Below are 22,904 nucleotides of genomic sequence, written 5' to 3'. Positions count from 1 at the left end.
CCGCCAAGGGCGCGCTCGGCCGCTGGGCGCGCGCCGACGAACTGGCCGGAGCGGTCGTGTTCCTCGCCTCCGAGGCCGCGAGTTTCGTGACCGGCGCCGTCCTACCCGTCGACGGCGGCTGGACCGCCGTCGACGGCCGCTTCACCCCACCCCCGTGAGCCCAAACTTCCGAATATGTCGACATGTTCTGAAGTTTTTGGGCCCGTTTTGAGGCTGATGTGAACGAAGTGGCGAAAGTGAGGGAAGTTGAGATGCCGGATTTGAGCGCGGTCGAGCTGATCGCTGCGTACCGGACGGGCACGTTGTCGCCGGTCGAAGCCACCGAGAACGCGATCACCAGGATCGAAGCGCTCGAACCGACGCTGCACGCGCTGTACGCGTTCGACCCGGCAAGCGCACGCGCCGAAGCGAAGGCGTCCGAGGCGCGCTGGCGGAGCGGCGAACCACTCGGACCGATCGACGGAATCCCGTTGACGCTCAAGGAGAACATCGCCACCCGCGGCACGCCCGTGCCGCTGGGCACCGCGGGCACCGAGCTGATCCCGGCCGATGCCGATGCTCCCGCCGCAGCTCGCGTCCACGAGTCCGGCGGTGTCCTGCTGGCCAAGACGACGATGCCCGACTACGGCATGCTCACCTCCGGCCTGTCGAGCTTCCACACCGCCGCCAGGAACCCTTGGGACACCACGCGCACGCCCGGTGGTTCCAGCGCGGGCGCGGCGGTGGCCGCCGCTGTCGGGTACGGCCCGCTGCACGTCGGCACCGATATCGGCGGCTCGATCCGGCTGCCGGCCGGGTGGTGCGGACTGGTCGGCCTCAAGCCCAGTTTCGGCCGCGTACCGGTCGACCCGCCGTTCCTCGGCCGCGCCGCCGGGCCGATGACCCGCACGGTCGCCGACACCGCGCTGTTCATGAGTGTCCTTTCGCGCCCCGACCCGCGCGACCAGCTGAGCCTGCCGCCCGAGGACATCACGTGGGACGCGCTCGACGTCGACCTGGCCGGGGTCCGGATAGGACTGCAGCTCGATCCGGGCGTGGGCCTGGACGTCGAGCCGGAGATCCGCGCGGCCGTCGTCGAAGCGGCTCGGTTGCTCGAAGCCGCCGGCGCGGTGATTGAACCGGTCGAACCGTTCCTGACCAGGGAAATGCTCGATGGACTGGACCGGTTCTGGCGCGTCCGCGCGTGGTCGGACCTCTCGAAGGTGCCGGAAGAGCGACGTCGACAGGTCCTGCCGTACATCGCCGAGTGGGCCACCAGCGGCGCCGGGATCTCGGGCCTCGACACGTACACCGGTTTCGCGCAGATCGACGCCATCAGCGTGGCCGCGCTGAAGGCCACCGGACCGTTCGATTTCGTGCTCTCGCCGGTGTGTCCGGTGTCCGCGCCGCCCGCGGAACACCCATCGCCGACAAACGACCCGCAACGCCCGTTCGAGCACATCGCGTTCACCGTGCCCTACAACATGTCCGGCCAGCCGGCGGTGTCGGTGAACTGCGGCTATACGGGTGAAAATCAACCGGTCGGGCTACAAATAGCTGGTCGACGCTTTGATGATCTTGGTGTACTCCGCCTTGCGGCGGCATTCGAACGGGTACGACCGGCCCAACTTCCCTGGCCTTGACCGTGTTGAGACCCTGACCCGTGGAAGGGTGGGCCCATGCGGATGGTGTTCACGGGCGCGGACCCCGAGGAGTTCGCCGAAGTCGCCCAGCGGGTGCTGGCGGAGTTCGAGGCGTGGTCGGAAACGCGCGAACGGACCGTGCACCTGTTCGTCGTGGACGCGGTGCTCAACCAGCGGTTCGAAACCGACGGGCTGCTGGGGCGCTGGACCGCGCCCGCGTTGCGCAGCCTGTTGCTGACCTGGTTCCCGCGGCGCGTGACGCTGGCCGAAGCCGAGCACGTCACCGTGATGGAGACCGTCGAGGCGTTCCTCGACTTCCTCGACGACAGCGACCTGCTCGACGAGCGCAGTGAGCCGATCGGCACGCTGCGGGAGATTCTGCGCGAGCTCAGCCCTGACTTCTTCGCCGCGATGCGGCAGCCCGAGAACTACGGCATGGCCAAGTTCTGGGCCACGAAGATGCTGGAAAGCGGCGTCGACCCGGAGGATCAGGACGCGGCGAGCGCGTTCATCGACGAGGTCCGCGGCGGCCGCATCGCGGTCGACGACGCCGTCCTCGCGGTGATCGCCGAGCGGCACCAAGAGGGCGATCCGGACCTTCCGCCCCAGGCGCCGTCGGCGGTGTTCGACCTGCCGTCCGAGGAAGAACAGCGCGAGCTGGCCGCCGACACCAAAATCAGCACTCAGCTGCGTGATTTCGTGGACTGGATCGGCGAAGGCCGTGCGCTCACGACCAAGGGCAACCTCAAGCTCGCCGACGCCCGCGAACTCATCACCTTGCTGGGCACGCGCGATGTGTTCGATCGCGACCACACGCGGACCAGCGAACGGCTGATGGGCGTCTCCGGGATTTTCGAGCTGGCCAAGACGATCCGGATCGCGCGGGTCGCGAAAGGACGGCTGCTGAAGGTGAAGAGCGCGGCCAAACTGCTGGCCGACCCGCTGAAGCTGTGGGAAGCCGCGTTCGACCGGATGGACCTGCTCGAAGCGCCGCTCTACAGCTTGTACCCGGTCGAGGACGACATGGTGTTCCCGATTCTCGCGGGCCTGTTCACGTCCCCGATCCCGCTGCCCGCGCCGATCCTGCTCACCATGTTGCAGGAGACTTCGCTCAATCCGGTCACCGACTTCAGCCTCGACAGGGAAGCGCAGCTGCTGGCCGACTTCGGCCTGCTGGAACTGCGTGAGGCGACCGGCGAAGAGCTGCTCGACCTCGAAGAGTTCATGCTGGAGGAGAGCCTCAGCGTCAACAACTTCACCCGGCAGATCTTCGCGCTGCTGCCGCTGGGCCAGCGCGCGGTGCGGGACTTGTTCGCCGAAAGCGGCGCCGCCGTCACGACCGTCGGGCAGCTGGTCGACGAGACCGCCGAAGTCCTCGTCGCGAGGCTCGCCGAGATGGCGCAGGAGACCTTCGACAAGGGCGTCGCGGGCTGGCTCGCCGCGCGCAGCGTCACCCAGGCCTGCGCCGAACTGCGCGCGCTCGCCGCCCGCACCGACGACTCCGGCCACCGCATGGTCGCGCTGCGGCTCCTGAGCAACTGCGGCGAGGAAGGCATCGCCGCGATGCTCGACCTGCGAAACCACTCCATGGCGGGCCCGTCCGCCGCCGGCTGGCTCGTCAGCGCCGGCGTCCTCGCCGGCGACGAACTCAGCCGCCGCGAAGTCGTCTTCGGCATGCTCGACGCCCTCGCCGCCGTCCCGGACGAAACCGTCGCCGAGTTCGCCCTCCAATCCCGCGAGGCCCAACTCGAACTCCTCGAGGAAATCCCCTCCGCCGGCCACCCCCGCGCCGCCAAAGTCCTCGAATCCATCGCCACCGGCCACGAAGACCAAGTCGTCGCCACCGCCGCCCGAAACGCCCTAGTCCGCCTAAGCACCCGCCCCTAGCCGCAGCCTGTGCACGCTCAAGCGCGATCTGCGCACACCCGAGTGCAATCCAGGGTCTCACCTGGTCGCCATCTGTCGACAGATGGCGAGTCACTAGTCCGAGGCATTGCCGATCGCCTCGGCCAGCGCGAGGATCCGCTTCGCGTTGTCGACGTGGAGATTCTCGATCATCCGACCGTCCACAGTGACCACTCCGCGACCCTCCACCTGAGCCTGGGTGAACGCCTCGATGATCCGCCGCGACCGCTCGATCTCCTCCGCCGAAGGCGCGAACAGCCGGTTGCACGCCTCGAGCTGCCCAGGATGGATCAACGTCTTCCCGTCGAAGCCGTATTGCCTGCCCTGCAAGCATTCCGCCTCGAACCCCTCAAGATCCTTGACGTCGTTGTACACGCCATCGAGGATCACCTTCCCGGTCGCCCGCGCGGCCAGCAGCGCCAGCGACAACCCGCCCATCAACGGCGCGCGCCCTGGCACGAACTCCGCGTACAGCTCCTTCGCGAGATCGTTCGTCCCCATCACCAACACGGTCAACCGCTCGCTGGCGGCGGCGATTTCCTCCGCGTGCAGCATCGCGACCGGGGTTTCGAGCATCGCCCAGATCTTCATGTGGTCCGGCGCGCCGCCGAGTTCCAGCGCGCGCTCGATGTTGTTCACCTCGCGCGCCGAGTTCACCTTGGGCACCACGACGGCGGCCGGCCCGGCTTGGGCGGCGGCGCGGAGGTCGGCGTCGTGCCAGCCGGTGTCGATGCCGTTGACGCGGATGGTCACCTCACGACGGCCGTAGTCGCCGGAGGCCGCGGCGGCGCAGACGCGTTCGCGGGCGGTTTCCTTGGCGTCCGGGGAGACGGCGTCTTCGAGGTCGAAGATCAGCGCGTCGGCGTCGAGGGTTTTGGCCTTCTCCAACGCACGTTCGTTCGCGCCGGGCATGTAGAGGACGGAACGGCGTGGTCTCAACTCGGTCATGATCAGTCCTCCGTGGACGCGTCGGCATACGCCTTGGCGAGTTCGGGGTCGTCCTCGGCGAGCGCGTCGGCCAGCTCCGCCACGACGAGACATTGCTTATAGGAAGCGTCATCCTGCATCTTGCCATCGAGCATCACCGCACCGGTGCCGTCGCCCATGGCCTTGATCACCTTGCGGGCCCAGGCGACTTCTTCAGGCGCGGGCGAGAAAACCCTCTTCGCGATGTCGATCTGCACCGGGTGCAGGCTCCACGCGCCGACGCAGCCGAGGATGAACGCGTTGCGGAACTGGTCTTCGCAGCCGACGACGTCGCGGATGTCCCCGAACGGCCCGTAGTACGGCAGGATTCCGTGCGCCGCGCAGGCGTCGACCATGCGCGCGACGGTGTAGTGCCACAGGTCCTGCTGGTAGGTCGTGCGGCCTTCGTTGATGTCCTCGCCGACGGGGTCGGTACGCACCAGATAACCCGGGTGGCCGCCACCCACGCGGGTGGTCTTCATCCGGCGGCTCGCGGCGAGGTCGGCCGGGCCGAGCGAAATTCCCTGCATCCGCGGGCTCGCGCCGGCGATCTCCTCGACGTTCGCGACACCGCTCGCGGTCTCCAGGATCGCGTGCACCAGCAACGGTTTCGTGAGCCCGGCGCGCGCTTCGAGCTGCGCCAGCAGGCGGTCGACGTAGTGGATGTCCTGGGCGCCTTCGACCTTCGGCACCATGATGACGTCGAGCTTGTCGCCGATCTCCGTGACGAGCGTGATCAGGTCGTCGAGCGCCCACGGCGAGTCGAGGCTGTTGATGCGGGTCCACAGCTGCGTCTTGCCGAAGTCGTTGGCCTTGGCGATCGCCACCAGCCCGTCGCGCGCGGCTTCCTTGCGGTCGGCGCGCACGGCGTCCTCGAGGTTCCCGAGCAGGACATCGACCTTCTTCGCGATGTCCGGTGCCTTCGCCGCCATCTTCTCGTTGCTCGGGTCGAAGAAGTGGATCATCCTCGACGGCGGCACGGGAATTTCGCGGAGCGGTTCCGGTGCCCCGAGGGCCAGCGGGGCGAAGAAGTCCTTCGGCGAGCGCATCGATCCTCCATCGCAAGCGACATGTGACTGGTCAGTAACCCTAAACCCGGCAGTACGACACCCGCTGCGGTGAACGTCACCCCGGACCGGTGACGTCCACTGTGGATTCACGTCGATATTAGGCTGTTCGGCGCAACCGCTTGGTTCCTTTGCCGTGGACGTGATCCGGGCCACCCGCGCCGACCTGCGGCGGACCGTTCAGCTTCGTCTCACCCGTACGGCGGCACGGTCGGGCTGAAGTCCCCAACCGCTCGTCGACCGGTCACCGACCGAGGACGTCCGCCGATCGCAGCCACTCTCGTTACCCGGCGACCACGCCTTGTCGCACTGGTACCAAAGTCATGTGCCCCTTTCCGGGGGGATCAGGAGCACAGCTTTTACCGAGCACACAGCTTCAACACAGTGGTTCAGGAATTTGAAGGAGGCGGACTCGTGGCGGCTACACCAACACCTCACAACATCGCGGTGACCGGCGGAACCAAGAACAGCCGGTCGCTGCCGAGTCGTGTGGTGCCGCCACTCGAGCTGCCCGCGTCCGTCGACGAGCTGGCTCGCGAAGCCGCCGCCCTTCTCGGGTGGGACGGCGTCGTGCTGCCGGAGATGGCCATGCTCGGCCGGAAGGTCTGCGTGGTCGCGAAGCTCCGTACCGACGTGCACGCGGAGCGCATCGCGATGGGCTTCGGCCCGGTCGCCGATCGCGCCACCGTCGACACCTGGACTTGGCCAGAGTTCGCTGGAACCGCACCCGCGGCTGCCGCCGAGATCATCGGCGTCATCGCGGTCGGCCGGCACTGGCGCACCGCGATGGCCTCCGCGGTTCCGTTCGCCCGGTACGGGGAGGCCGCGATGGTGCTGCCGTCGCCCGCCGTACTGACAGAGGATTACGTCGTCAACTGTCTGCCGCGCGCCCGTGCGTACGGCCTCGCCGTGGTGACCGCCGACCCGAACGCGATGATCGACCTCGACCTCGAGGGCCGCACCGAGCGCATCCTCCTCGACGAGGACCCGATCTCGCGCTGGATGAACGAGATGGTCTACGAGCACCTGCTCGCCGTCACCGAGGTCCCTGCCGACGTCGACTGATGGGGTTAGGCTCGCTGTATGCGAGTCGTTATTGCAGGTGGACATGGTCAGATCGCGCTTCGGCTGGAGAAGTTGCTCGCCGAGCGCGGTGATCAGGCGGTCGGGATCATCCGGAAGCCCGAGCAGACGGGCAAGCTCGAAGCGTTGAAGGCCGAGCCGGTGGTGCTCGACCTCGAGCAGTCCGATGTGGACACGGTCGCCGCTGTCCTTTCGGGAGCGGATGCCGCGGTCTTCGCCGCCGGCGCCGGCCCGGGCAGCGGAACCGAACGCAAGGACACTGTGGACCGCGCCGCAGCCGCACTCTTCGCCGCGGCTGCCGAGCAGGCCGGGGTCAGGCGGCACATCCAGATCGGCTCGATGGGTGCGGACAATCCGGACGCCCCGGGCCTCGACCCGACCTTCGCGGTCTACCTCAAGGCGAAGAAGGCCGCCGAGGACGACCTGCGCGAGCGGGATCTGGACTGGACGATCCTCCGGCCGGGCGCCCTGACGAACGACCCGGGCACCGGCAAGGTCCTGATCGCCGACAAGACCGGCCGCGGCCCCGTGCCGCGCGACGACGTGGCGGCCGTGGTCGTCGCGTTGCTGAACGCGCCGAAGTCGATCAAGCGGACCATCGAGCTCATCTCGGGCGACGCCTCCATCGAAGAAGCCACCCAGCAGCTCTAGATCCCGCGCGGCACTGCCTATGGTCACGAGCCACCCACCTAGCTGCGCTCACGTCACAACGTTAAGGATGCGGCATCGAATCGCCGGATTACCGCTGGATTTCCCCTCGGATGCTGCGGAAGATCCGAGCTGAAAGTCGCGGGATGGGGATCATCTCGATCTTCCTCAGCGTCATGCTCGGATTCCAGGTCGTGTGGATCGGCAACAAGCTTCCGGTAGCGGAGCAGCACCCGATGATGGCCGTCGTGATCGTCCTCGCGGCGGCCGTAGACCTGTGCCTGCTGGTGATCGGCATCGCGGTGCTCGGCGGACCGAGGTGTGTGTCGACCGGATCGTTGGACGAGAACCGCGCGCGTGGACTTCGCGCGTTGGTGTCCGCGCTGGGGATCATGGGCCTGCTGTGTGGCCTGGTCTCCGGTGCGGTTCTCGTGGTGATCACAACGCAGTTCGGCGTGCTCACCGGCTTGTACCTGACATTCAGCGTCATCACGCTGTTGGTCGTGGCGACGAATTACTACGTCATCAGGCGGCTTCGCCCTACGAGACCGGACCTAACACCTGGTCCAGGTAGGCGTTGGTGAAAACGCCTGCCGGGTCGACTTCCTTGCGGACCTGCAGGAAGTCGTCGAAGTGCGGGTAGCGCTCGCGCAGGGTCGACGCGTCGAGGTCGTGCATCTTGCCCCAGTGCGGCCGCCCGCCGACCTGGCCGACGATCGACGCGAAGCCCGCGAAGTACTCGCGGTACGGCATGCCGACGTACTGGTGGATCGCGATGTACGCTGAGTCCCGCCCGTTCGCCGTGGAAAGCCAGATGTCGTCGGCCGCGGCGACGCGTACCTCGACCGGGAACATCACCGGGTTTTCCAGTGTCGGCACCAGCGCGCGCAGTTCGGCGAGGACGTCGTGCAGTGATTCACGTGGAACAGCGAATTCCGACTCGACGAACTTGACCGCTCGGTGCGTCACGAACACGCGATGCGACACGTCGCTGTAGTCACGGGACGAAAGGCTCGACGACGCGATGCGTCCGAGCGGCTGCACCAGGCGCGGCATCGCGCGGCCGATGCGGCAGAAACTGCCGAACGCGACGTTCTCCATGATCTCGTAGTCGAGGAACTGCCGTGCCTTGCTCAGCGGCTGACATTCGGCGCCCGCTGGCAGCCGGTTGTTTTGCTTGACCAGCGCGTTGCTGCCGTACGGGAACCAGTAGAACTCGTAGTGGTCGTTCGACGCGGCGAGTTCGTCGAAGCTTTCGAGCACCTGTTCCAGCGGCTCCGGACGCTCCTGCGCGGACAGGCAAAACGCCTTTTCGCACTGCAGCGTCACCGTCGAGATGACGCCGAGCGCGCCCAGGCCGACGCGGGCGGCGGCGAAAAGGTCGGGGCGGTGGTCGGCCGAGCAGTGCGTTACGGAGCCGTCGGCGAGGACGATTTCCAGCGCGGCGACCTGCGTCGCGAGGCCGCCGAGCCGGGCGCCGGTGCCGTGGGTGCCGGTCGAGATCGCGCCGGCGACGGTCTGCGCGTCGATGTCACCCAGATTGATGAGACCCAGGCCGAGGTGATCGAGCTCTGCGTTGAGAACTTTGATCGTGGTTCCCGACCGAACGGTCACTAAGCCGGTGCTGACATCGGCGGAAGCGATCCCCGTCCAATTCGTCAGGTCGACGGCGTCCGACTCGGCGACGCAGATGGGCGTGAACGAATGTCCGCTGCCCCAGGGCCTGATTTTCCGGCCTTCGACCGCCGCGTTCGCGACGACTTCGGCGAGCTCGGGGGTGCTGCGTGGTTTGTGCACACGCTGCGGGACGGCCGTCGCCGTACCGGCCCAGTTCGTCCACCGTGTCATCTGCGGGCCCATCCATTCAGAGTCTGAGTTCCGAAACCATAAGTGAATGGTATTCGCGTTTCAAGCTTTTCTGTCGTACCGTAGCCATTGTGACCTCAGGAACCGCGACGCCGTTCGACCTGGCGACCAAGGATCTCGACCCGCCCTTGGCAATCGTCGATCTCGCGGCGTTCGACGCCAACGCGGCCGCCCTCGCCCGCCGCGCGGCCGGTAAGCCGATCCGCGTCGTGAGCAAGTCCGTGCGGTGCCGGTATCTGCTGGAGCGCGTCCTCGCGATGCCCGGCTTCGAAGGCCTGATGTGCTACTCGCTCGCCGAGGCGCTTTGGCACGTCGAGCTGGGCACCACCGACGACATCGTGGTCGCGTACCCGACCGCCGATCACGGCGCGCTGCGTCGGCTGGCGGCCAGCGACAAGGCCCGCGCGGCGATCTCGATCATGATCGATTCGCCGGCGCATCTCGACCTCGTCGACTCCGCGCTCGGCCACGACCACCCCGAAATCCGGGTCTGCCTCGAGCTCGACGCGTCGTGGCGCCCGCTCCCCGGCCTGCATGTCGGCACCCGGCGCTCGCCGGTGTTCACCCCGAAGCAGGCCGCCGAACTCGCAAGGATTGTGTTGTCACGTAAGGGTTTCCAGGTCTCCGGCATGATGGCCTACGAAGGTCAGATCGCCGGTCTCGGCGACACCGCGGGCAACGCCGTCAAGAACGCGATCGTCCACTGGATGCAGATCCGCTCGGCCGCCGAACTCGCGAAGCGGCGTGCCGCGGCGGTGAAGGCCGTGCGCGCGGTGACCGACATCGAGTTCGTCAACGGCGGCGGCACCGGCAGCATCGAGACGACCGGCGCGGAAGCCGCGGTGACCGAGATCGCCGCGGGTTCCGGCCTGATCGGCCCGACGCTGTTCGACTTCTACTCGCGCTTCAAGCCGCAGCCCGCCGCGCTCTTCGCGTTGCCCGTGGTGCGGCGGCCGTCGAAGAACATCGCGACGCTGTTTTCCGGCGGCTACATCGGTTCCGGCCCGAACGAGATCTCGCGGCGCCCGTCGCCGTACCTCCCCGCCGGGCTCGGCATGCTTCCGCTCGAAGGCGCCGGCGAAGTGCAGACCCCCGTGGTGGGCAAAGCCGCGCGGTCGCTGAAACTCGGCGACCGCGTCTGGCTGCGCCACTCCAAGGCCGGCGAACTCGCCGAGCGCTTCACCGCGTACCACATCGTCGTCGGCGATCGGGTCGAGCGAACCGTCCCGACTTACCGCGGCGAAGGCAAGAACTTCGGGTGAGTTAGTTGTCCACAGATGTGGATGCCTGTGGACAACTTGGGGACTACTCGCCGAACTTGCTCGCCAAATAGCGTTTGACCACGTATTTCGTCTCCGTGACGATCTGCTCGTCGCCGCGCGGATCGCGTCGGAAGGCCAATTTCAACAGCGCGTCCGCCGTTTCGTTGGCGATCGTCAGCGCGAACCGCAGGTCGTCCGGCGGGAAGCCGAGCTTCGGCGTCAGGATTTCCGCGAGTGCGTCGACGAGCACGGTGTTGTTGTCCCGGCTCTCGTCGAGCAACTGTCTGTCGACGACGTCACCGAAGTGCACCTTCGAGAATCCGGGGATCTCGCGGTGCATGCGGAGGTAGATGTCGAGGATCGAGTCGACGACGTCCCACCAGTGCCCGTGGTCCATGGTGGCGAGCCGCTCGGTCACCGAAGCGATGAAGCGTTCGAGGTTTCGCTGGGTCAGCGCCTGCACGACAGCGCGCTTGTCGGGGAAGAACTGGTACAGCGAACCGACGGCCACACCCGCCCGTTTCGCGATGAGCGTTGTCGTCAGCGCGTCGTAGCCGAGCTCGTCGATCAGCTGGGCGCTGGCGTCGAGCATCTGCTCCACACGTTTGGCACTGCGTTGCTGGACCGGCTGCCGGCGAAGCGGGGTCGCCTCGGCCGTCGCCTTGGCGGCCTGGATGTCGGACACGTCGGGCTCCTCAATCTGCTGATCAGCGACTTTATCGTGCGAACGGGCTTCCCCACGGACGAGTGAAGGCCTAGCATATGAGAACTTTTCATGTTCTCCTGACTTGCCCTCTGAAGATGCCTCGATGAAAGAGATCGCCAGTGGAAAACTTGACCTTCCCGCCCGATTTCGTCTGGGGTGTGTCCACCTCGGCGTTCCAGATCGAAGGCGCCACGAGCGAAGGCGGCCGCGGACCGTCCATTTGGGACACGTTCACCGCCACGGAGGGCAAGATCGCACGCGGTGAGCACGCAAAGGTAGCTGCCGATCACTATCACCGCTACCCGGAAGACATCGCCCTGATGGCGGAACTTGGGGTCGGGGCGTACCGAATGTCCTTTGCCTGGCCCAGAATACAGCCGGACGGCACGGGATCGGCGAACAAAGAGGGCCTCGATTTCTATGATCGACTACTCGATGGTGTCTGCGAAGCGGGCATCGCGCCCTGCGCGACGCTCTATCACTGGGACACTCCGCAGGCTCTCGAGGACGCCGGCGGCTGGCTCGCGCGCGACACCGCGGAGCGTTTTGCCGAGTACGCGTCGATCCTCGGAGAGCGGTTCGCCGACCGCGTGAAGATGTGGATCCCGATCAACGAGCCGATGGTCACGTCCATCTACGGCTACGGAATCGGCGAGTACGCGCCCGGCCAGTTCCTGCTGCTCGACGCGATTCCCACCGCGCACTACCAAAATCTCGCGCACGGACTCGCCGTCCAGGCGCTGCGCGCGGCGGGCGCGACCAATATCGGCACGGCCAACAACCACAGCCCGATCTGGCCCGCGGCCGACACCGATGAGGACCAAGCCGCCGCGATCTGGCTCGACGCGCTGCTCAACCGGATGTACACCGAGCCTGTGCTCCTCGGCTCCTACCCCGAGGAAATCCAGCGTCACCTGCCCGAGGGATTCGCCGACGATCTTCCGGCCATCGCGCAGCCCCTCGACTTCTACGGCGTCAACTACTACGAGCCCCAAGGCGTCGCCGCACCCGGACCGGACAATCCGCTTCCGTTCGAACTTCGCCCGATCGAGGGTTATCCGATGACCACCAACGACTCGCCGATCGTGCCGCACGCGTTGCGCGAGATGCTGGTGTCGTTCCAGGATCGCTACAAGGAGAACCTGCCGCCGATCTTCATCACGGAGAACGGCTGCAGTTTCGCCGATGAGGTCGGGCCGGACGGCAAAGTGCACGACCCCGAGCGCATCGACTTCCTCGAAAGTCACCTCACCGCGGTCCGTGAGGCGATGGACCACGGTGTCGACATCCGCGGGTATTTCGTCTGGTCGCTGCTCGACAACTTCGAGTGGTCCAAGGGCTACGCGCCGCGCTTCGGTCTCGTGCACATCGACTACGGGAACCAGCGAAGGACGCCGAAGGATTCCTACGAGTGGTACCGGAAGCTGGTCACGCATGACTGAAGTCGAAGGCAGACCGGCGGCGCTCGCCGAGCCGACCATCCATGTCCGCAAGAGCTGGATGAGCCTGCTGTTCTTCGCGAACATCGGGCTCTGGCTCGGGATCTACGCGCCGATCCAGGTGCTGCTCCCGACGCAGGCCGAGCTGCTGGACTCCGCGAACAAGGAGTTCGTTTTCAGTCTGGTGACCGGCGTCGGCGCGTTGGTGTCGCTCGTCGCGAACCCCCTGATCGGGCTGCTGTCGGACCGGACGTGTTCGCGGTTCGGCCGCCGCCACCCGTGGACGCTCGCCGGGGCGACCCTCGGCGCGATCGGCCTGCTCGTGCTCGCATCGGCGGGCAACGTCGGCGTGATGATCCTCGGCTGGTGCCTGGTTTCCGCCGGGCTCAACGGCATGCTCGCGACACTCACCTCAGCGATCCCCGACCGCGTGCCGGTGGACCAGCGTGCGCATATCGGCGGGCTCGTCGGGATCAGTCAGATGCTGGGCACGGTGCTGGGTGCGGTGCTGGTGACAGTGCTGGTCACGAGCTTGCCGGGCGGATACATCGCGTGCGCGGTGATCGTGGTGCTCGGCGCGATCGCGTTCGTACTGCGCACGCCCGACGCCACATTGCCCGCCGCGTTCCGGCCCGCGGCCAAGGTGCGGGAGGTCCTGGCGAGCCTGCGGATCTCGCCGCGCGAGCACCCGGATTTCGCGTGGGCGTGGGCCTGTCACTTCATGGTCGGGACCGGAAACGCACTCGGGACGCTGTTCCTGTTGTTCTTCCTCCGGGACGCGGTGCACCTCGAAGACCCGGACACCGGACTGCTGATCATGATGGGCCTCTACGGCGTCGCGCTGATCGGCGGCGCGGTCGCGGCGGGGCATTTCTCGGACAGGTCGCGGCGGCGTAAGCCGTTCGTCCTCGCGGCGGCAGCGGTGATGGCGCTCGCCGCCTTGATCTTGGCGTTCTGGCAGAACTGGACCGCCGCACTGATCGCCTCGCCGCTCCTCGGTGTCGGGTATGGCGCGTATATGGCCGTGGCGCTGGCGATCCTTACCTCGGTTTTGCCCGCCGCGGAGGACCGCGCGAAGGACTTGGGCGTGGTCAACATCGCCAATTCGCTGCCGCAGGTGGTCGCGCCGCTCGTCGCGACGGTGCTATTGGCGCAACTCGGCGGCTATCGGGCGCTGTTCGCCGCATCGGCGGTGGCGACGATTATCGCCGGTTTCCTGATTACTCGCGTGCGTTCAGTGAGGTGATCAGGGCGGCCCAAGCCGGGTTCGGCAACGTCAAGTGACCGGCTGCGGGGGCCTTGGAATCACGCACTGCGATGGCCTGGGGCTGGAGCAGAACTTCGACGCAGTTGGAGTGCTCGGCACCTTCGCTGTGACTGCTCTTGGTCCAGGCCATGTGGTTACTCCTCCATGCGCTCGTACTCGCTCGCCATCTGGACAAGCCACTCCCTTGAGTCTCCCTCAAGCAGGGCATTTTGTTCCAGGCTCGCAGCGATTAGGTAATGCTCCTCGACGCCAGCTCGATCGTCGATGAAGATCCCTGCCGCATGGGTATCGGTGTAGACGACCGCTGGATGGTCGCCGAACTCCATGACGAAGAACGGGCTGGCCAAGGTGCGCAGGCTGGGCACTGAGTCCGGAATGATCCTGATGCAGCAGCGGGACATGTTGCTCGAAAGCACCAGGTTGAGAAGCTGCTCGTACATCAGCTGTGCGTTGCCAACGACTGTTCGCAGCGCGCGTTCGTGGATGAAGAACGTGCAGCGCGGCGGTTTCCATCGAGACAGCAACATCTGGCGATCCATGCGGGCTTTGACCAGAAAATCCACTCGCTCGCGCGTGTGGCGGCCGAAGTTTTCGAAGACTGTGCGCACGTAGGGCTCGGTCTGGAGCAGGCCGGGGATGATCAGGGGCTCGTAACTGACGATCGATTCGGCCAGGGATTCTTGCAGGACAAGGGACTTCATGGGGTCGGCGAGCTGGCTGAAGTATGGGCGGACCCAGTAACTGTCGTCCTTGAGCTCGGCGAGTTTCAGGAGGCGGGCGCGTTCCTCGGCGTTGGCGTTGACGGTCGCCAGGAACATGGCGACGTCAGTGATGGGAAGGGGTCGGACGCCCGTTTCCAAGCGAGAGATGTTGCTGGGCGGCCATTCCAGTCGTCTGCCCAGCTGATGACCGCTCATGTTGTGCCGCTTGCGCAGAATTCGCAGCTCGCTACCCAGCTCACGGCGTCTCGCCGTCGATTCCTCAGTCATGAACCGACCGTAGGACCGCTGCGCTGGCAAGTGGTATATGCCACGCGCGCGTTCACCGTAAGGGGTCGAGCGATGCGTCTTCGCACCACCACCTAGGTGGGGACCGCAGGCCGGTGCCGGTCGGGGGAGGGGAGTGCAACGGCACCGGCCCGCGGTGATCATGGGCCGTCGAGTAGGCGTGAAGCTCCTCGACAGCGAGGTGTTACTAGGTGGTATTGATCAATAATCTAGCGAGGTCGCGAGGCGTTGGCTAGGGCTAACACGTAAATTTTTCGATTAATCGCGGTGGGGACCGGGGAGGAAGGAACCGAGGGCCGGCTCATCACGCTCGGGGGTACGGACGAGCCGGCCTTCGGTAATTGGCGAGCGTCGGCGTCAACCCGATGGGGGCGGTCGGTCGGCCATGCTCGCCAGTCTTGGGGTCAGGCACCGACAATCAGCGCGTGCCGACCAGTGGTTTCCGCAGGCGAGGGCGCGGGGGCGCTTCCGCCACGGGTCTGCGTCGGCAGCGGCTTGCGACGCCCCTGACGCTTCGGGTCCTGCTGCGGTGCCAGGCCGCCGGCGACCAGGTGCTCGTGCGCGACCTGCCACACCGAGCACGGCGCCTTGCAGCGGTGCCACCGGGTGGAGCAGGTCGGGCAGTCGCCGCGCTCGTCGGGCTCGTGCGCCAGGAGCATGGCGCGCCAGCCCTCAGTCAGGCGTGGGAGCTCGGAACGTGCCACCGACACAAGCGAGTGGGCGTCGGCACGATTGGCCAGATCGGAGAGCATGTCGAGGCGTTCCCATACGGCATTGCGGAGAACCTGCCCGAGGATTTGATCCACCTGGAACCACCGTTACCTTTCCGCCATTTTGGCGGCTTCATTGAGCGCGGCCCTGAGCTGGCCGAGCTGGCCAGTTGTCAGTCGCGCGGTCTCTCCTGGCGGGGAAACCAGTACTACCTGGTTGTCTTCGACGAACACGGTCACCGCACGTTCGCGGTTGATGAGGTCACCGCACTGCACGCGCCAGATGAGCTGGCCGCCCTCGTACCGACGGACGTTCGCGGTGCGCGGGTCCACCGGCGGGGAAGAGGGGGCCATGCGGGCCACCGTGACTGGCCCCGAGGGCCGCACGGGGCTCGTGGCTGTCCCAGCACGTCCTGCTGTGATCGAATCCACGAACTCCACCGGGTTACTCCGCTCTGTCCATATGCCGGGAACAAACACTGCGTAACGGGAACTGCTGTGCTGTCTGGGTCTTCGGTAGCTCTCTGTGATCGCTGGCGGTGCCTGGTTGGTCACGGAGAACTGACAACTACATTGCGACCAAACGGCGAGCGATAGAAGGTGGGAACCGCGTTCGGGCTGCGACCGGTCCGGGTTCCACGGTAAGCGGTCACGGAACTTCGTTCGGACCGATCAGCTCGCCTAAAACGGCTTTAGCGGGGTTGAATGAACGTGCCTACGCTGTTTGTAGACGCCCAACGGACTGTGAGGGGGCGCAATGGACGCCGGTAATGGCGGTAGCGGTCAAGACGGTCGGCAAGGCCAGCTGATCCCGTCGGATGCCTGGGAGAAACCAGACATGCGGGAGGCTCTGTCGAAGCGGGAGATCAGTACCGTCTATCGGCTGCTGCGCCAGCACGGCGTGTCCCAGCGCCAGATCGCCGCGATGACCGGCCAATCGCAGTCCGAAGTGTCGGAGATCCTCAAGGGTCGTCAGGTCATGGCCTACGACGTGCTCACCAGGATCTCCGATGGCTTGGGTGTCGCCCGTGGATACATGGGTCTCGCATATGACGAGGCGACAGCGATACGGGTCGTCGGTGCTGCCGGCGGCCAGCAGGCCGAGGAGGACGAGTCCGTGAAGCGACGGAGGTTCCTCGCGCATGCCGCACAGGTCACGATGGGTGCCGCGGTGCTGGGAACGGAATCCGGCAACTGGTCCGCCAACCCCGCGAGGACACCGGCCCCCGGCCGGATCGGGATGACCGACGTGCGGCAGGTCGAGGCCGCGACAAGGGCGCTACGTGCGCTTGATTACCAGTACGGCGGCGGTTTTTGCCGCGACGCAGTGGTCGCCCAGCTGTCTTGGGGACAGCAGATGCTCGAGTCCAACGGCACCGAGTTGGTCAAGTCGCGCCTGTTCGTGGCGCTGGCGGACCTGCACAGTCTGGCCGGCTGGACGTCGTTCGACACCGGCTTGATGGACTCCGCCCGCGGGCATTTCGCCAACGCGCTGGACCTGGCGAAACAGGGCGACAACCACCCGCTCGTCGCCAACGTCCTCTACCGGATGGGCCGGGTCTACCTGCACCAGGACGCGCCGAACGACGCGCTCAAGCTGTTCCAGCTCGGCCAGATCGCCGCGCAGGAATCGGGCTCTGAGCTGGCAGTCGCCGTGCTCTGCGCCAACGAGGCCTGGGCCTACGCGATGATGGGCAACCACGACCAGGCCGCCAAGCTGCTCGGCCGGACCAAGGACGAATTCGCGCGAGCCGACCTGGCCAACGCCGAATCCTGGGTCAAGTTCTTCAACGAGACCGACGTCTACGCGATGATCGGCACCGTCCACACCGTGCTCGCGCAGCAGGACGTCACCCACACCAAGTACGCGATTCCGGCCCTGACCAGGGCTGTTGATACCTACGACGACGACATGGCGCGCAGCAAGACGTTCATGCTCGGCGCGCTCGCCACGAACCACCTGCTCGACGGCGACATCGACCAGGGCGCCAAGGTCGGCGGCAAGGCGCTGGACTGCGCCGAAGGCATCAAGTCCGCCCGGGTGCGTGACCGTCTGAAGCCCCTCCAGATCGAGGCGGAGCTGCGGCGCAACAACGCCGACGCCCGCGAGCTGGCGGACAGACTGAGCGCTTTCTTCGCGGCCTGACTTGACCCTAGCGGCCTGACTTGGACGGGCGCTTCACCAGGGAAATACTCGACGAGGCGCTGGGACAGACCTGCGCCTTACTCGGTTATGCCGCCGCCGGTGCCGAACTCCTCCGATTCACCAACAACGCCGTCTACGCGCTGGCCGACGATCCGGTTGTGGTCCGGATCGTCGGCTCGCGTGCGTTGCGGCACCGCGTCGGCAAGGTCGTCCGCGTCGCGGAGCATTTCGCGGCGCACGATGTGCCCGCTATTCGGTTACTTCCCGACGTCCGGCAGCCGCTGCGAGTCGGTGAACACCTCGTAACTGTCTGGCAGAAAGTGGCTTCCACCGGGCGGGAACCGACCGCCGCTGACCTTTCAGTCCTGTTACTCCGCGTGCACGCACTTCCACCGCCCGACGGCCTCGCGACGTGGTCGCCGATGGATGCGGTGCGTGCCCGCGTCGGCGACGCCGAAGAATTGCGCGACCGCGATCGGCAGTTCCTGCTGGGCCGCTGTGACGAGCTGGAAACGGCGTTGGGCCAGCTGGACTTCGCCCTGCCGCGCGGCCTGGTGCACGGCGACGCGCATCCCGGCAACGTACTGGTCGGACCTGGCGGGCCGGTGCTCTGCGACTTCGATTCTTCCTGCGTAGGGCCACCGGAATGGGACCTGACGCCGCTCGCGGTCGGCCGTGAGCGGTTCGGGGACCCGGCCGGGCGGTACCAGTCGCTTGTGGACGGCTACGGCTTCGACGTGACGTCCTGGAGCGGGTTTCCGGTGCTCAGAGCGGTGCGGGAACTGAAGCTGACAACGAGTGTCCTGCCGATCTTGCGCAGTCACCCCAACGTGCGCGAGGAATTGCACCGAAGGCTGGACGATCTTCGCGAGGGCCGAACTGAGAATCGTTGGTACAGGTACCGCTGAATGGCCTAGAAGAACTAATGTTTTCACTATTCGGCGAGGCTGAATGACCGTTCGTCGCTGCGAATTAATCATTGCTGAGAGTAGACAATTCGGTTGCGCTAATCACCCTGTCTGGCGGATCTGCAACCCCAAATGCGCAATTTGCAGCTACTCCCCGTCATTTCGATCTTTCCTCTCACCCTCTCTCTTTCCCCTCCCCGATCTTGCCAGGTGAGATCCGCTCATCCCCCGCACCGGGAACCACACCCACACAGACGGGAACCACACCTACGCCACGGGGAAACACGCCTACACCAGCGCTGCGCCCGCTCCCGTAGCCGTGTTTCCCGCCTGTGGCGACGAGTGGTGGGTCAGGAAGCGACGGGGGCGCGGGTCAGGACGACGGCGAAGCCGAACGCCAAGCCCATGACGGTCAGCTCGAGCGTCGCCCAGGTCGCCAGCGCGGTCTTGTGGTGCCGGATGATCTGCGGCATCAACTTCCACCGCACATGCGCACCCAGCAGCGCGATGACGCCGGTGCACAGCAGCTTCAGCAGCACCAGCTGCCCATAAGGCGACGTGAACAGCGCTGTCCAGAAGTCCACCGTCGGGTTCAGGTACAGCTCGATGAAGCCGTTGAACATCCCTGTCGCCGCCGACAAGATGAGGCACAACGTCGCGAGTTTCGAGAATCGCGGCAGCGCGTGCGCCAGCAGCGTCCGGTTGCCGATCAGCAGCACGGCCATCGCACCGAGCCCGCCGGTCCACGCGACGGCGCTCATCACGTGGAGCTCCATCGAAATCATCGTGTAGTCGTGGTAGTTCCAGTTCACCGCGTGCCCGGTCACCGGCAGCGGCAGCAGCGCGAACAACCCGAGCCCGACGCGCACCTCCGCCGGAACCTTCTCGCCGTGCCGCAGCGCCAGCACACCCAACCCGGCGTGCAACAACGCCAGCACGCCGACGATCAGCAGCGCCTTCCCGGCACCGACCTGCGACACGTACTCGGCGACGTCACCAAAACTGACCGTCGTCGACTGCGGCTTGAACTCCGACGTCTGCAACACCAGGGTTACGAACGCGGTCATCGACCACACCAGCGCGCCGGCCACCGCACCGGGCCGCGCGAGCTTCATGATCGGCTCGCTCAGCTTCGGCCGGTCGTACCCGACCAGCACGGACAACAGCGAGAGCCCGATCGTGGTGATGGCCGCCATGTCCAGCAGCACCCGCACGATCGGGATCGCGGCCGAGACCACCTCGCTGGCGTCCGTCACCCCGGGGATCGGCGAGGTGGCTGTCAGCGCGACGCCGATCAGCGCGGCGACCAGTCCGGCGGTCACCACGCACAGCAGGGTGGAATAACGGACTTTCGTCGAGGTGGTCTCGGCCTGGGTCATTACTTCGCCGACTCCTTGCCGGTTCGCAGCGCGACGGTCATCCCGACGCCGAGCAGGACCACCGCACCGGCGATCCACACCCAGATCGGCACTCCGCCGCCGGAACCGCTGGGCGCGGCGGCGTCACCGGTGCCGGGCGCCTTCGCGGCTTGCGCGGTCGCGGGCGTGCCGGTGCCGGCCTGGGTCAGGGTGAACTTGACTTCGCCCGTCACCGAGTGGCCGTCGGCGGACAGGATCCGGTAGCCGATCGTGTAGACGCCGGCCGGGCCGAGCGGCCGCAGCGGAGCGCTGACGACGTTGTCGCTCACCTGAACCGGGCCCTCGGCCCACTGATCGCCGCTGGGCCCGGTCACCGCGACCTGGTTGACGTCGGCGTTCTGCACGTACTGGTCGAACGTGAGCAGGACCTTGTCCGGACCAGCGGCGACGGACGAGTCCTTCGCCGGGTTGGTCGAGATCAGGACGTTGTGCGCCAGCGCCGGGCCGGCGGTGCCGAGAAGAAACAGCACCGCCACCCCGAAGCCGACCAGCGCTTTCCGCATTATTCAGTGCCCTCGGTCTTCGTCGTGGCGCTCGCGCCTGCCTTACGGGCGCGGATGGTCGCGCCCGCTCCTACGCCGAGGCCGAGCGCGCCGACGACCAAGCCCGCGCCGCCGAGCCAGCGGGCGGTGTTGTCGCTGGAGCTCGACGCCGCAGCCTCGGTGTGCGTGTCAGCGGTGTCGGCCGCGGCCGCACCGTGGTGGTCGTCGGTGCTGGCCGCGGCGAGCTTCACCGACGGCGCCGGGTACTCCGGCTCCTCGGCACCCGCGGCCTGGACCTGGTCCCAGCTGACGACCTTGCCGCCTTCGTAGGTCTGGATGGCCGGAAGGACCAGCTCGTCGACGTTGCTCGGCAGCGCGCCGAGACTGATCTCGAACTCCTGGAACTCGGCCGACCCGGCGGCGATCTTGTTGCCAGGCTGCGCGGTCCAGCTGATCTTCGAGACGACTTCCTTGATCTCCGTTCCGGGCGCGGTCTTCACCGGAGTGTCCAGCTTGGTCTTTTCGACCAGAGCGGTCCAGCCCGGAACCGGCTTGGTGCGCGCGCCGCTGATGGCGTACTCCGGCTTGACGTCGACCTCGACCTTGATGGTGCCGGCCGCGGCGTCCTCGTTGGGGACGCGCAAGACGATCGCGCCGTAGCCGCCCTTGGTCGGCTGCGCGCCGTAGACGTCCGCCGTCACGTGCGCGGACGCGACGCCGGCGCTGAGCAGACCGGTGATCCCGATGGCGGCCGAAAGGAAACCGGCACGCTTAATGAAGTGGTTGTGGGACAAGAAAAACTCCTGAACGGGAGAAGGCAACGAATCGGGGATCCGTTAGGGGAAGGGAAAAGAGGTGTTCAGGAGTAAAGCGGCGGGCCGCGTCTGCCCAAGGTGGACCGGAACAGCTCGGAGACGAGCTGCCCGATTTCCGGGGCGGGCACAGGGATCGGGGCGAGAACCAGGTCCGGCACCGGGGCCGCGCGCCAAACCGGCGGCAGCAGGAGACGCATCGCGTTGAGGACGGTCAGGAGCATCGACTCGGCCCGCGTGACGAGCAAAGCCGTCAGTATCGTGGCGACGGTGTGGGCCGTCGTCATCGTCAGGCCGCTCATCGCGCCGGATGTCATGGTGTGCGTGTCGGAATGCGGCGCGAGCGTGGTCAGCACGACGTGCATGACTATCTGCGCGGCTCCGAGGATCGCGACCGTCGGCACCGGGCCGCGGGCTTGGGCGGCGAGCGCGGTGGCCGTCCAGCCGACCATCACGGTGAGCAACACCGTCATCGGAAGATCGGGCAGGCTACCGTCCGCAAGCGTATGCGCACTCACCGCGAGCACCGCCGAACTGACCGCGAGCAGCCCACCGCGCACGACGCGTAACGCGCTGTGATCGGTTCGGCGGATGCTCACCAACAGAGGGTATGGGACGACAGGGTGCCAAGGCGACAGGCTCTCGACAGCTGAACACAGAGTTGTACACAACCAAACATGAAAAAGGTCTGAACCCAACGAATCCCCAGGTCAGCGCGAGATGATCCAACCTGAATGAGCCCTGACCAGGTGATGTCTAGTTGCCGATCTCCCGCCGATAGGGAACGGTTGCCCACTACTGACGGCCAAGGGGGTTTGGATCTTTCGGTATCTGGGTACAGATCAGCCCGCCCTTGGCTGTATCGAATGGCCTAACGCGGGGGCCCCTCACGCGCCGGGAGAACGATGAATCTCTTCGAATATGTGGCCGACCGGTGGGACAAGCTGTCGTTACAAGCTTTGTTGCACGTAAGCGCCGTCGTCCAATGCACGATCATCGCCGCCGTCATCGGCGTGCTCATCGGGATCGCGGTTTACCGCAGCCCGCTCGGCTCAGCGCTCGCGACAGCGCTGGCCAGCACCATCCTGACCGTTCCGTCGTTCGCACTGCTGGGACTCCTGATCCCCGTGGTCGGCCTCGGTGTCCCTCCGACCGTCATCGCGCTCGTCCTCTACGCGCTGCTCCCGATCGTGCGGAACACGATCGTCGGGCTCGGCAGCGTCGATCCGGCGATCAGCGACGCCGCCAAAGGCGTCGGGATGAGCCGCTTCGGCGTCTTGACCAGGGTCGAGCTCCGGCTGGCCTGGCCGGCGATCCTCACCGGCATGCGCGTGGCCACCCAGATGCTCATGGGCATCGCCGTCATCGCCGCATACGCGAAGGGGCCGGGACTCGGCTCCGAGGTCTTCTCCGGCCTGACCAGGGCCGGGAGCGCCAACGCGGACAACCAGGCGCTCACCGGGACGCTCGGTGTCGTCATCCTCGCCTTGATCCTCGAAGGCATCTACATGATCATTGCCCGCCTTACCGTCTCAAGGGGTGTCCGTGTCTGAGAACGCGCAAACGACTACCACAACTGGCCCGGATAAC

The 22,904-nt window shown here is 66.5% G+C and carries 24 protein-coding genes; 12 read left to right on the top strand and 12 right to left on the bottom strand.

The genetic code is table 11. The features are described 5' to 3' along the window. The 3 genes from VGP60_RS01675 to VGP60_RS01665 form a co-directional block, all read left to right on the top strand. Positions 1 to 158 (top strand): SDR family oxidoreductase (locus VGP60_RS01675; protein ID WP_327546019.1); only part of this gene is annotated, 158 nt, incomplete at its 5' end. Between the two features lie 93 nt (positions 159 to 251). Continuing rightward, complete coding sequence (locus tag VGP60_RS01670; RefSeq protein ID WP_327546015.1) at positions 252 to 1,622, top strand: amidase; 1,371 nt, start codon at positions 252 to 254, stop codon at positions 1,620 to 1,622. A 36-nt stretch (positions 1,623 to 1,658) separates the two neighbouring features. Continuing rightward, entirely contained in the window at positions 1,659 to 3,509 is a 1,851-nt protein-coding gene (locus tag VGP60_RS01665) for a hypothetical protein (RefSeq protein WP_327546014.1), read from the top strand. A gap of 93 nt (positions 3,510 to 3,602) precedes the next feature. On the opposite strand, the gene VGP60_RS01660 is transcribed toward VGP60_RS01665, so the two are convergent. Both VGP60_RS01660 and VGP60_RS01655 read right to left on the bottom strand, forming a co-directional pair. Next, entirely contained in the window at positions 3,603 to 4,475 is an 873-nt protein-coding gene (locus VGP60_RS01660) for a CoA ester lyase (protein WP_327546013.1), read from the bottom strand. A 2-nt stretch (positions 4,476 to 4,477) separates the two neighbouring features. Beyond that, on the bottom strand, positions 4,478 to 5,542 hold the full coding sequence (locus VGP60_RS01655; RefSeq protein ID WP_327546012.1) for a CoA ester lyase: 1,065 nt from the start codon (positions 5,540 to 5,542) through the stop codon (positions 4,478 to 4,480). A 432-nt stretch (positions 5,543 to 5,974) separates the two neighbouring features. Here VGP60_RS01655 and VGP60_RS01650 point away from each other — a divergent pair, with 432 nt between their 5' ends. The 3 genes from VGP60_RS01650 to VGP60_RS01640 all read left to right on the top strand — a co-directional run bounded on the left by VGP60_RS01650 (position 5,975) and on the right by VGP60_RS01640 (position 7,875). Next, positions 5,975 to 6,625 carry a hypothetical protein gene (locus tag VGP60_RS01650; protein WP_327546011.1) on the top strand — a complete coding sequence of 217 codons (651 nt, stop codon included), beginning with the start codon at positions 5,975 to 5,977 and terminating at the stop codon, positions 6,623 to 6,625. 18 nt (positions 6,626 to 6,643) lie between these two features. Beyond that, the gene (locus VGP60_RS01645) at positions 6,644 to 7,294 is read left to right on the top strand and encodes an SDR family oxidoreductase (RefSeq protein WP_327546010.1); all 651 of its coding nucleotides are present in this window, start codon (positions 6,644 to 6,646) and stop codon (positions 7,292 to 7,294) included. A 143-nt stretch (positions 7,295 to 7,437) separates the two neighbouring features. Continuing rightward, on the top strand, positions 7,438 to 7,875 hold the full coding sequence (locus VGP60_RS01640) for a hypothetical protein (protein ID WP_327546009.1): 438 nt from the start codon (positions 7,438 to 7,440) through the stop codon (positions 7,873 to 7,875). Here the strand turns inward: VGP60_RS01640 and VGP60_RS01635 are convergent. Then, positions 7,832 to 9,139 carry a D-arabinono-1,4-lactone oxidase gene (locus VGP60_RS01635; RefSeq protein ID WP_327546008.1) on the bottom strand — a complete coding sequence of 436 codons (1,308 nt, stop codon included), beginning with the start codon at positions 9,137 to 9,139 and terminating at the stop codon, positions 7,832 to 7,834. The genes VGP60_RS01640 and VGP60_RS01635 overlap by 44 nt on opposite strands. A gap of 89 nt (positions 9,140 to 9,228) precedes the next feature. Between VGP60_RS01635 and VGP60_RS01630 the strand changes: the two genes are divergently transcribed. Beyond that, complete coding sequence (locus VGP60_RS01630) at positions 9,229 to 10,419, top strand: alanine racemase (RefSeq protein WP_327546007.1); 1,191 nt, start codon at positions 9,229 to 9,231, stop codon at positions 10,417 to 10,419. Between the two features lie 43 nt (positions 10,420 to 10,462). Here the strand turns inward: VGP60_RS01630 and VGP60_RS01625 are convergent, their stop codons facing one another. Continuing rightward, positions 10,463 to 11,104, bottom strand: coding sequence for a TetR/AcrR family transcriptional regulator (locus VGP60_RS01625; RefSeq protein WP_327546006.1), 642 nt, complete (start codon positions 11,102 to 11,104; stop codon positions 10,463 to 10,465). Positions 11,105 to 11,244: 140 nt separating this feature from the next. Between VGP60_RS01625 and VGP60_RS01620 the strand changes: the two genes are divergently transcribed. Then, complete coding sequence (locus VGP60_RS01620) at positions 11,245 to 12,567, top strand: GH1 family beta-glucosidase (RefSeq protein WP_327546005.1); 1,323 nt, start codon at positions 11,245 to 11,247, stop codon at positions 12,565 to 12,567. After that, a complete protein-coding gene (locus tag VGP60_RS01615; RefSeq protein ID WP_327546004.1) occupies positions 12,560 to 13,810 on the top strand; it encodes an MFS transporter in 1,251 nt (416 codons plus the stop codon). The genes VGP60_RS01620 and VGP60_RS01615 overlap by 8 nt, the downstream gene beginning before the upstream one ends. Here the strand turns inward: VGP60_RS01615 and VGP60_RS01610 are convergent. The 4 genes from VGP60_RS01610 to VGP60_RS01595 all read right to left on the bottom strand — a co-directional run bounded on the left by VGP60_RS01610 (position 13,785) and on the right by VGP60_RS01595 (position 15,989). Continuing rightward, complete coding sequence (locus tag VGP60_RS01610) at positions 13,785 to 13,961, bottom strand: DUF397 domain-containing protein (RefSeq protein WP_327546003.1); 177 nt, start codon at positions 13,959 to 13,961, stop codon at positions 13,785 to 13,787. The genes VGP60_RS01615 and VGP60_RS01610 overlap by 26 nt on opposite strands. A 4-nt stretch (positions 13,962 to 13,965) precedes the next feature. Next, positions 13,966 to 14,820 carry a helix-turn-helix transcriptional regulator gene (locus tag VGP60_RS01605; RefSeq protein WP_327546002.1) on the bottom strand — a complete coding sequence of 285 codons (855 nt, stop codon included), beginning with the start codon at positions 14,818 to 14,820 and terminating at the stop codon, positions 13,966 to 13,968. A 422-nt stretch (positions 14,821 to 15,242) separates the two neighbouring features. Then, a complete protein-coding gene (locus VGP60_RS01600; RefSeq protein WP_327546001.1) occupies positions 15,243 to 15,644 on the bottom strand; it encodes a hypothetical protein in 402 nt (133 codons plus the stop codon). A gap of 12 nt (positions 15,645 to 15,656) precedes the next feature. Then, the gene (locus VGP60_RS01595; protein WP_327546000.1) at positions 15,657 to 15,989 is read right to left on the bottom strand and encodes a hypothetical protein; all 333 of its coding nucleotides are present in this window, start codon (positions 15,987 to 15,989) and stop codon (positions 15,657 to 15,659) included. Positions 15,990 to 16,305: 316 nt separating this feature from the next. On the opposite strand from VGP60_RS01595, the gene VGP60_RS01590 reads away from it, so the two are divergent. Then, entirely contained in the window at positions 16,306 to 17,694 is a 1,389-nt protein-coding gene (locus tag VGP60_RS01590; protein WP_327545999.1) for a helix-turn-helix transcriptional regulator, read from the top strand. Positions 17,695 to 17,714: 20 nt separating this feature from the next. Then, on the top strand, positions 17,715 to 18,602 hold the full coding sequence (locus VGP60_RS01585) for an aminoglycoside phosphotransferase family protein (RefSeq protein ID WP_327545998.1): 888 nt from the start codon (positions 17,715 to 17,717) through the stop codon (positions 18,600 to 18,602). A 350-nt stretch (positions 18,603 to 18,952) separates the two neighbouring features. On the opposite strand, the gene VGP60_RS01580 is transcribed toward VGP60_RS01585, so the two are convergent. From VGP60_RS01580 to VGP60_RS01565, 4 genes are all read right to left on the bottom strand, one after another. Further along, positions 18,953 to 19,981, bottom strand: coding sequence for a copper resistance D family protein (locus tag VGP60_RS01580; RefSeq protein WP_327545997.1), 1,029 nt, complete (start codon positions 19,979 to 19,981; stop codon positions 18,953 to 18,955). Further along, positions 19,981 to 20,523, bottom strand: a complete 543-nt coding sequence (locus VGP60_RS01575; RefSeq protein WP_327545996.1) for a copper resistance CopC family protein — start codon at positions 20,521 to 20,523, stop codon at positions 19,981 to 19,983. The genes VGP60_RS01580 and VGP60_RS01575 overlap by 1 nt, the downstream gene beginning before the upstream one ends. Beyond that, complete coding sequence (locus tag VGP60_RS01570) at positions 20,523 to 21,296, bottom strand: YcnI family protein (protein ID WP_327545995.1); 774 nt, start codon at positions 21,294 to 21,296, stop codon at positions 20,523 to 20,525. Before VGP60_RS01570 ends, VGP60_RS01575 begins: the two co-directional genes overlap by 1 nt. A 65-nt stretch (positions 21,297 to 21,361) precedes the next feature. After that, positions 21,362 to 21,913: a hypothetical protein gene (locus tag VGP60_RS01565; protein ID WP_327545994.1), complete on the bottom strand. Its 552-nt coding sequence runs from the start codon at positions 21,911 to 21,913 to the stop codon at positions 21,362 to 21,364. Between the two features lie 306 nt (positions 21,914 to 22,219). On the opposite strand from VGP60_RS01565, the gene VGP60_RS01560 reads away from it, so the two are divergent. Beyond that, positions 22,220 to 22,867, top strand: a complete 648-nt coding sequence (locus tag VGP60_RS01560) for an ABC transporter permease (RefSeq protein ID WP_327545993.1) — start codon at positions 22,220 to 22,222, stop codon at positions 22,865 to 22,867. Positions 22,868 to 22,904: the final 37 nt, after the last annotated feature.

It is taken from the genome of Amycolatopsis sp., assembly GCF_036008905.1.
In the GTDB taxonomy this organism is placed as follows: Bacteria; Actinomycetota; Actinomycetes; order Mycobacteriales; family Pseudonocardiaceae; genus Amycolatopsis.
This window is presented reverse-complemented; position numbering and strand designations above follow the sequence as displayed.

What these genes read in the sequence shown, in the direction of transcription:
- VGP60_RS01670 (WP_327546015.1), top strand. Translation starts at nt 252, where the DNA reads ATGCCGGATTTGAGCGCGGTCGAGCTGATCGCTGCGTACCGGACGGGC.
- VGP60_RS01665 (WP_327546014.1), top strand. Translation starts at nt 1,659, where the DNA reads ATGCGGATGGTGTTCACGGGCGCGGACCCCGAGGAGTTCGCCGAAGTC.
- VGP60_RS01660 (WP_327546013.1), bottom strand. Translation starts at nt 4,475, where the DNA reads ATGACCGAGTTGAGACCACGCCGTTCCGTCCTCTACATGCCCGGCGCG.
- VGP60_RS01655 (WP_327546012.1), bottom strand. Translation starts at nt 5,542, where the DNA reads ATGCGCTCGCCGAAGGACTTCTTCGCCCCGCTGGCCCTCGGGGCACCG.
- VGP60_RS01645 (WP_327546010.1), top strand. Translation starts at nt 6,644, where the DNA reads ATGCGAGTCGTTATTGCAGGTGGACATGGTCAGATCGCGCTTCGGCTG.
- VGP60_RS01640 (WP_327546009.1), top strand. Translation starts at nt 7,438, where the DNA reads ATGGGGATCATCTCGATCTTCCTCAGCGTCATGCTCGGATTCCAGGTC.
- VGP60_RS01635 (WP_327546008.1), bottom strand. Translation starts at nt 9,139, where the DNA reads ATGACACGGTGGACGAACTGGGCCGGTACGGCGACGGCCGTCCCGCAG.
- VGP60_RS01615 (WP_327546004.1), top strand. Translation starts at nt 12,560, where the DNA reads ATGACTGAAGTCGAAGGCAGACCGGCGGCGCTCGCCGAGCCGACCATC.
- VGP60_RS01610 (WP_327546003.1), bottom strand. Translation starts at nt 13,961, where the DNA reads ATGGCCTGGACCAAGAGCAGTCACAGCGAAGGTGCCGAGCACTCCAAC.
- VGP60_RS01605 (WP_327546002.1), bottom strand. Translation starts at nt 14,820, where the DNA reads ATGACTGAGGAATCGACGGCGAGACGCCGTGAGCTGGGTAGCGAGCTG.
- VGP60_RS01590 (WP_327545999.1), top strand. Translation starts at nt 16,306, where the DNA reads ATGGACGCCGGTAATGGCGGTAGCGGTCAAGACGGTCGGCAAGGCCAG.
- VGP60_RS01580 (WP_327545997.1), bottom strand. Translation starts at nt 19,981, where the DNA reads ATGACCCAGGCCGAGACCACCTCGACGAAAGTCCGTTATTCCACCCTG.
- VGP60_RS01575 (WP_327545996.1), bottom strand. Translation starts at nt 20,523, where the DNA reads ATGCGGAAAGCGCTGGTCGGCTTCGGGGTGGCGGTGCTGTTTCTTCTC.
- VGP60_RS01560 (WP_327545993.1), top strand. Translation starts at nt 22,220, where the DNA reads ATGAATCTCTTCGAATATGTGGCCGACCGGTGGGACAAGCTGTCGTTA.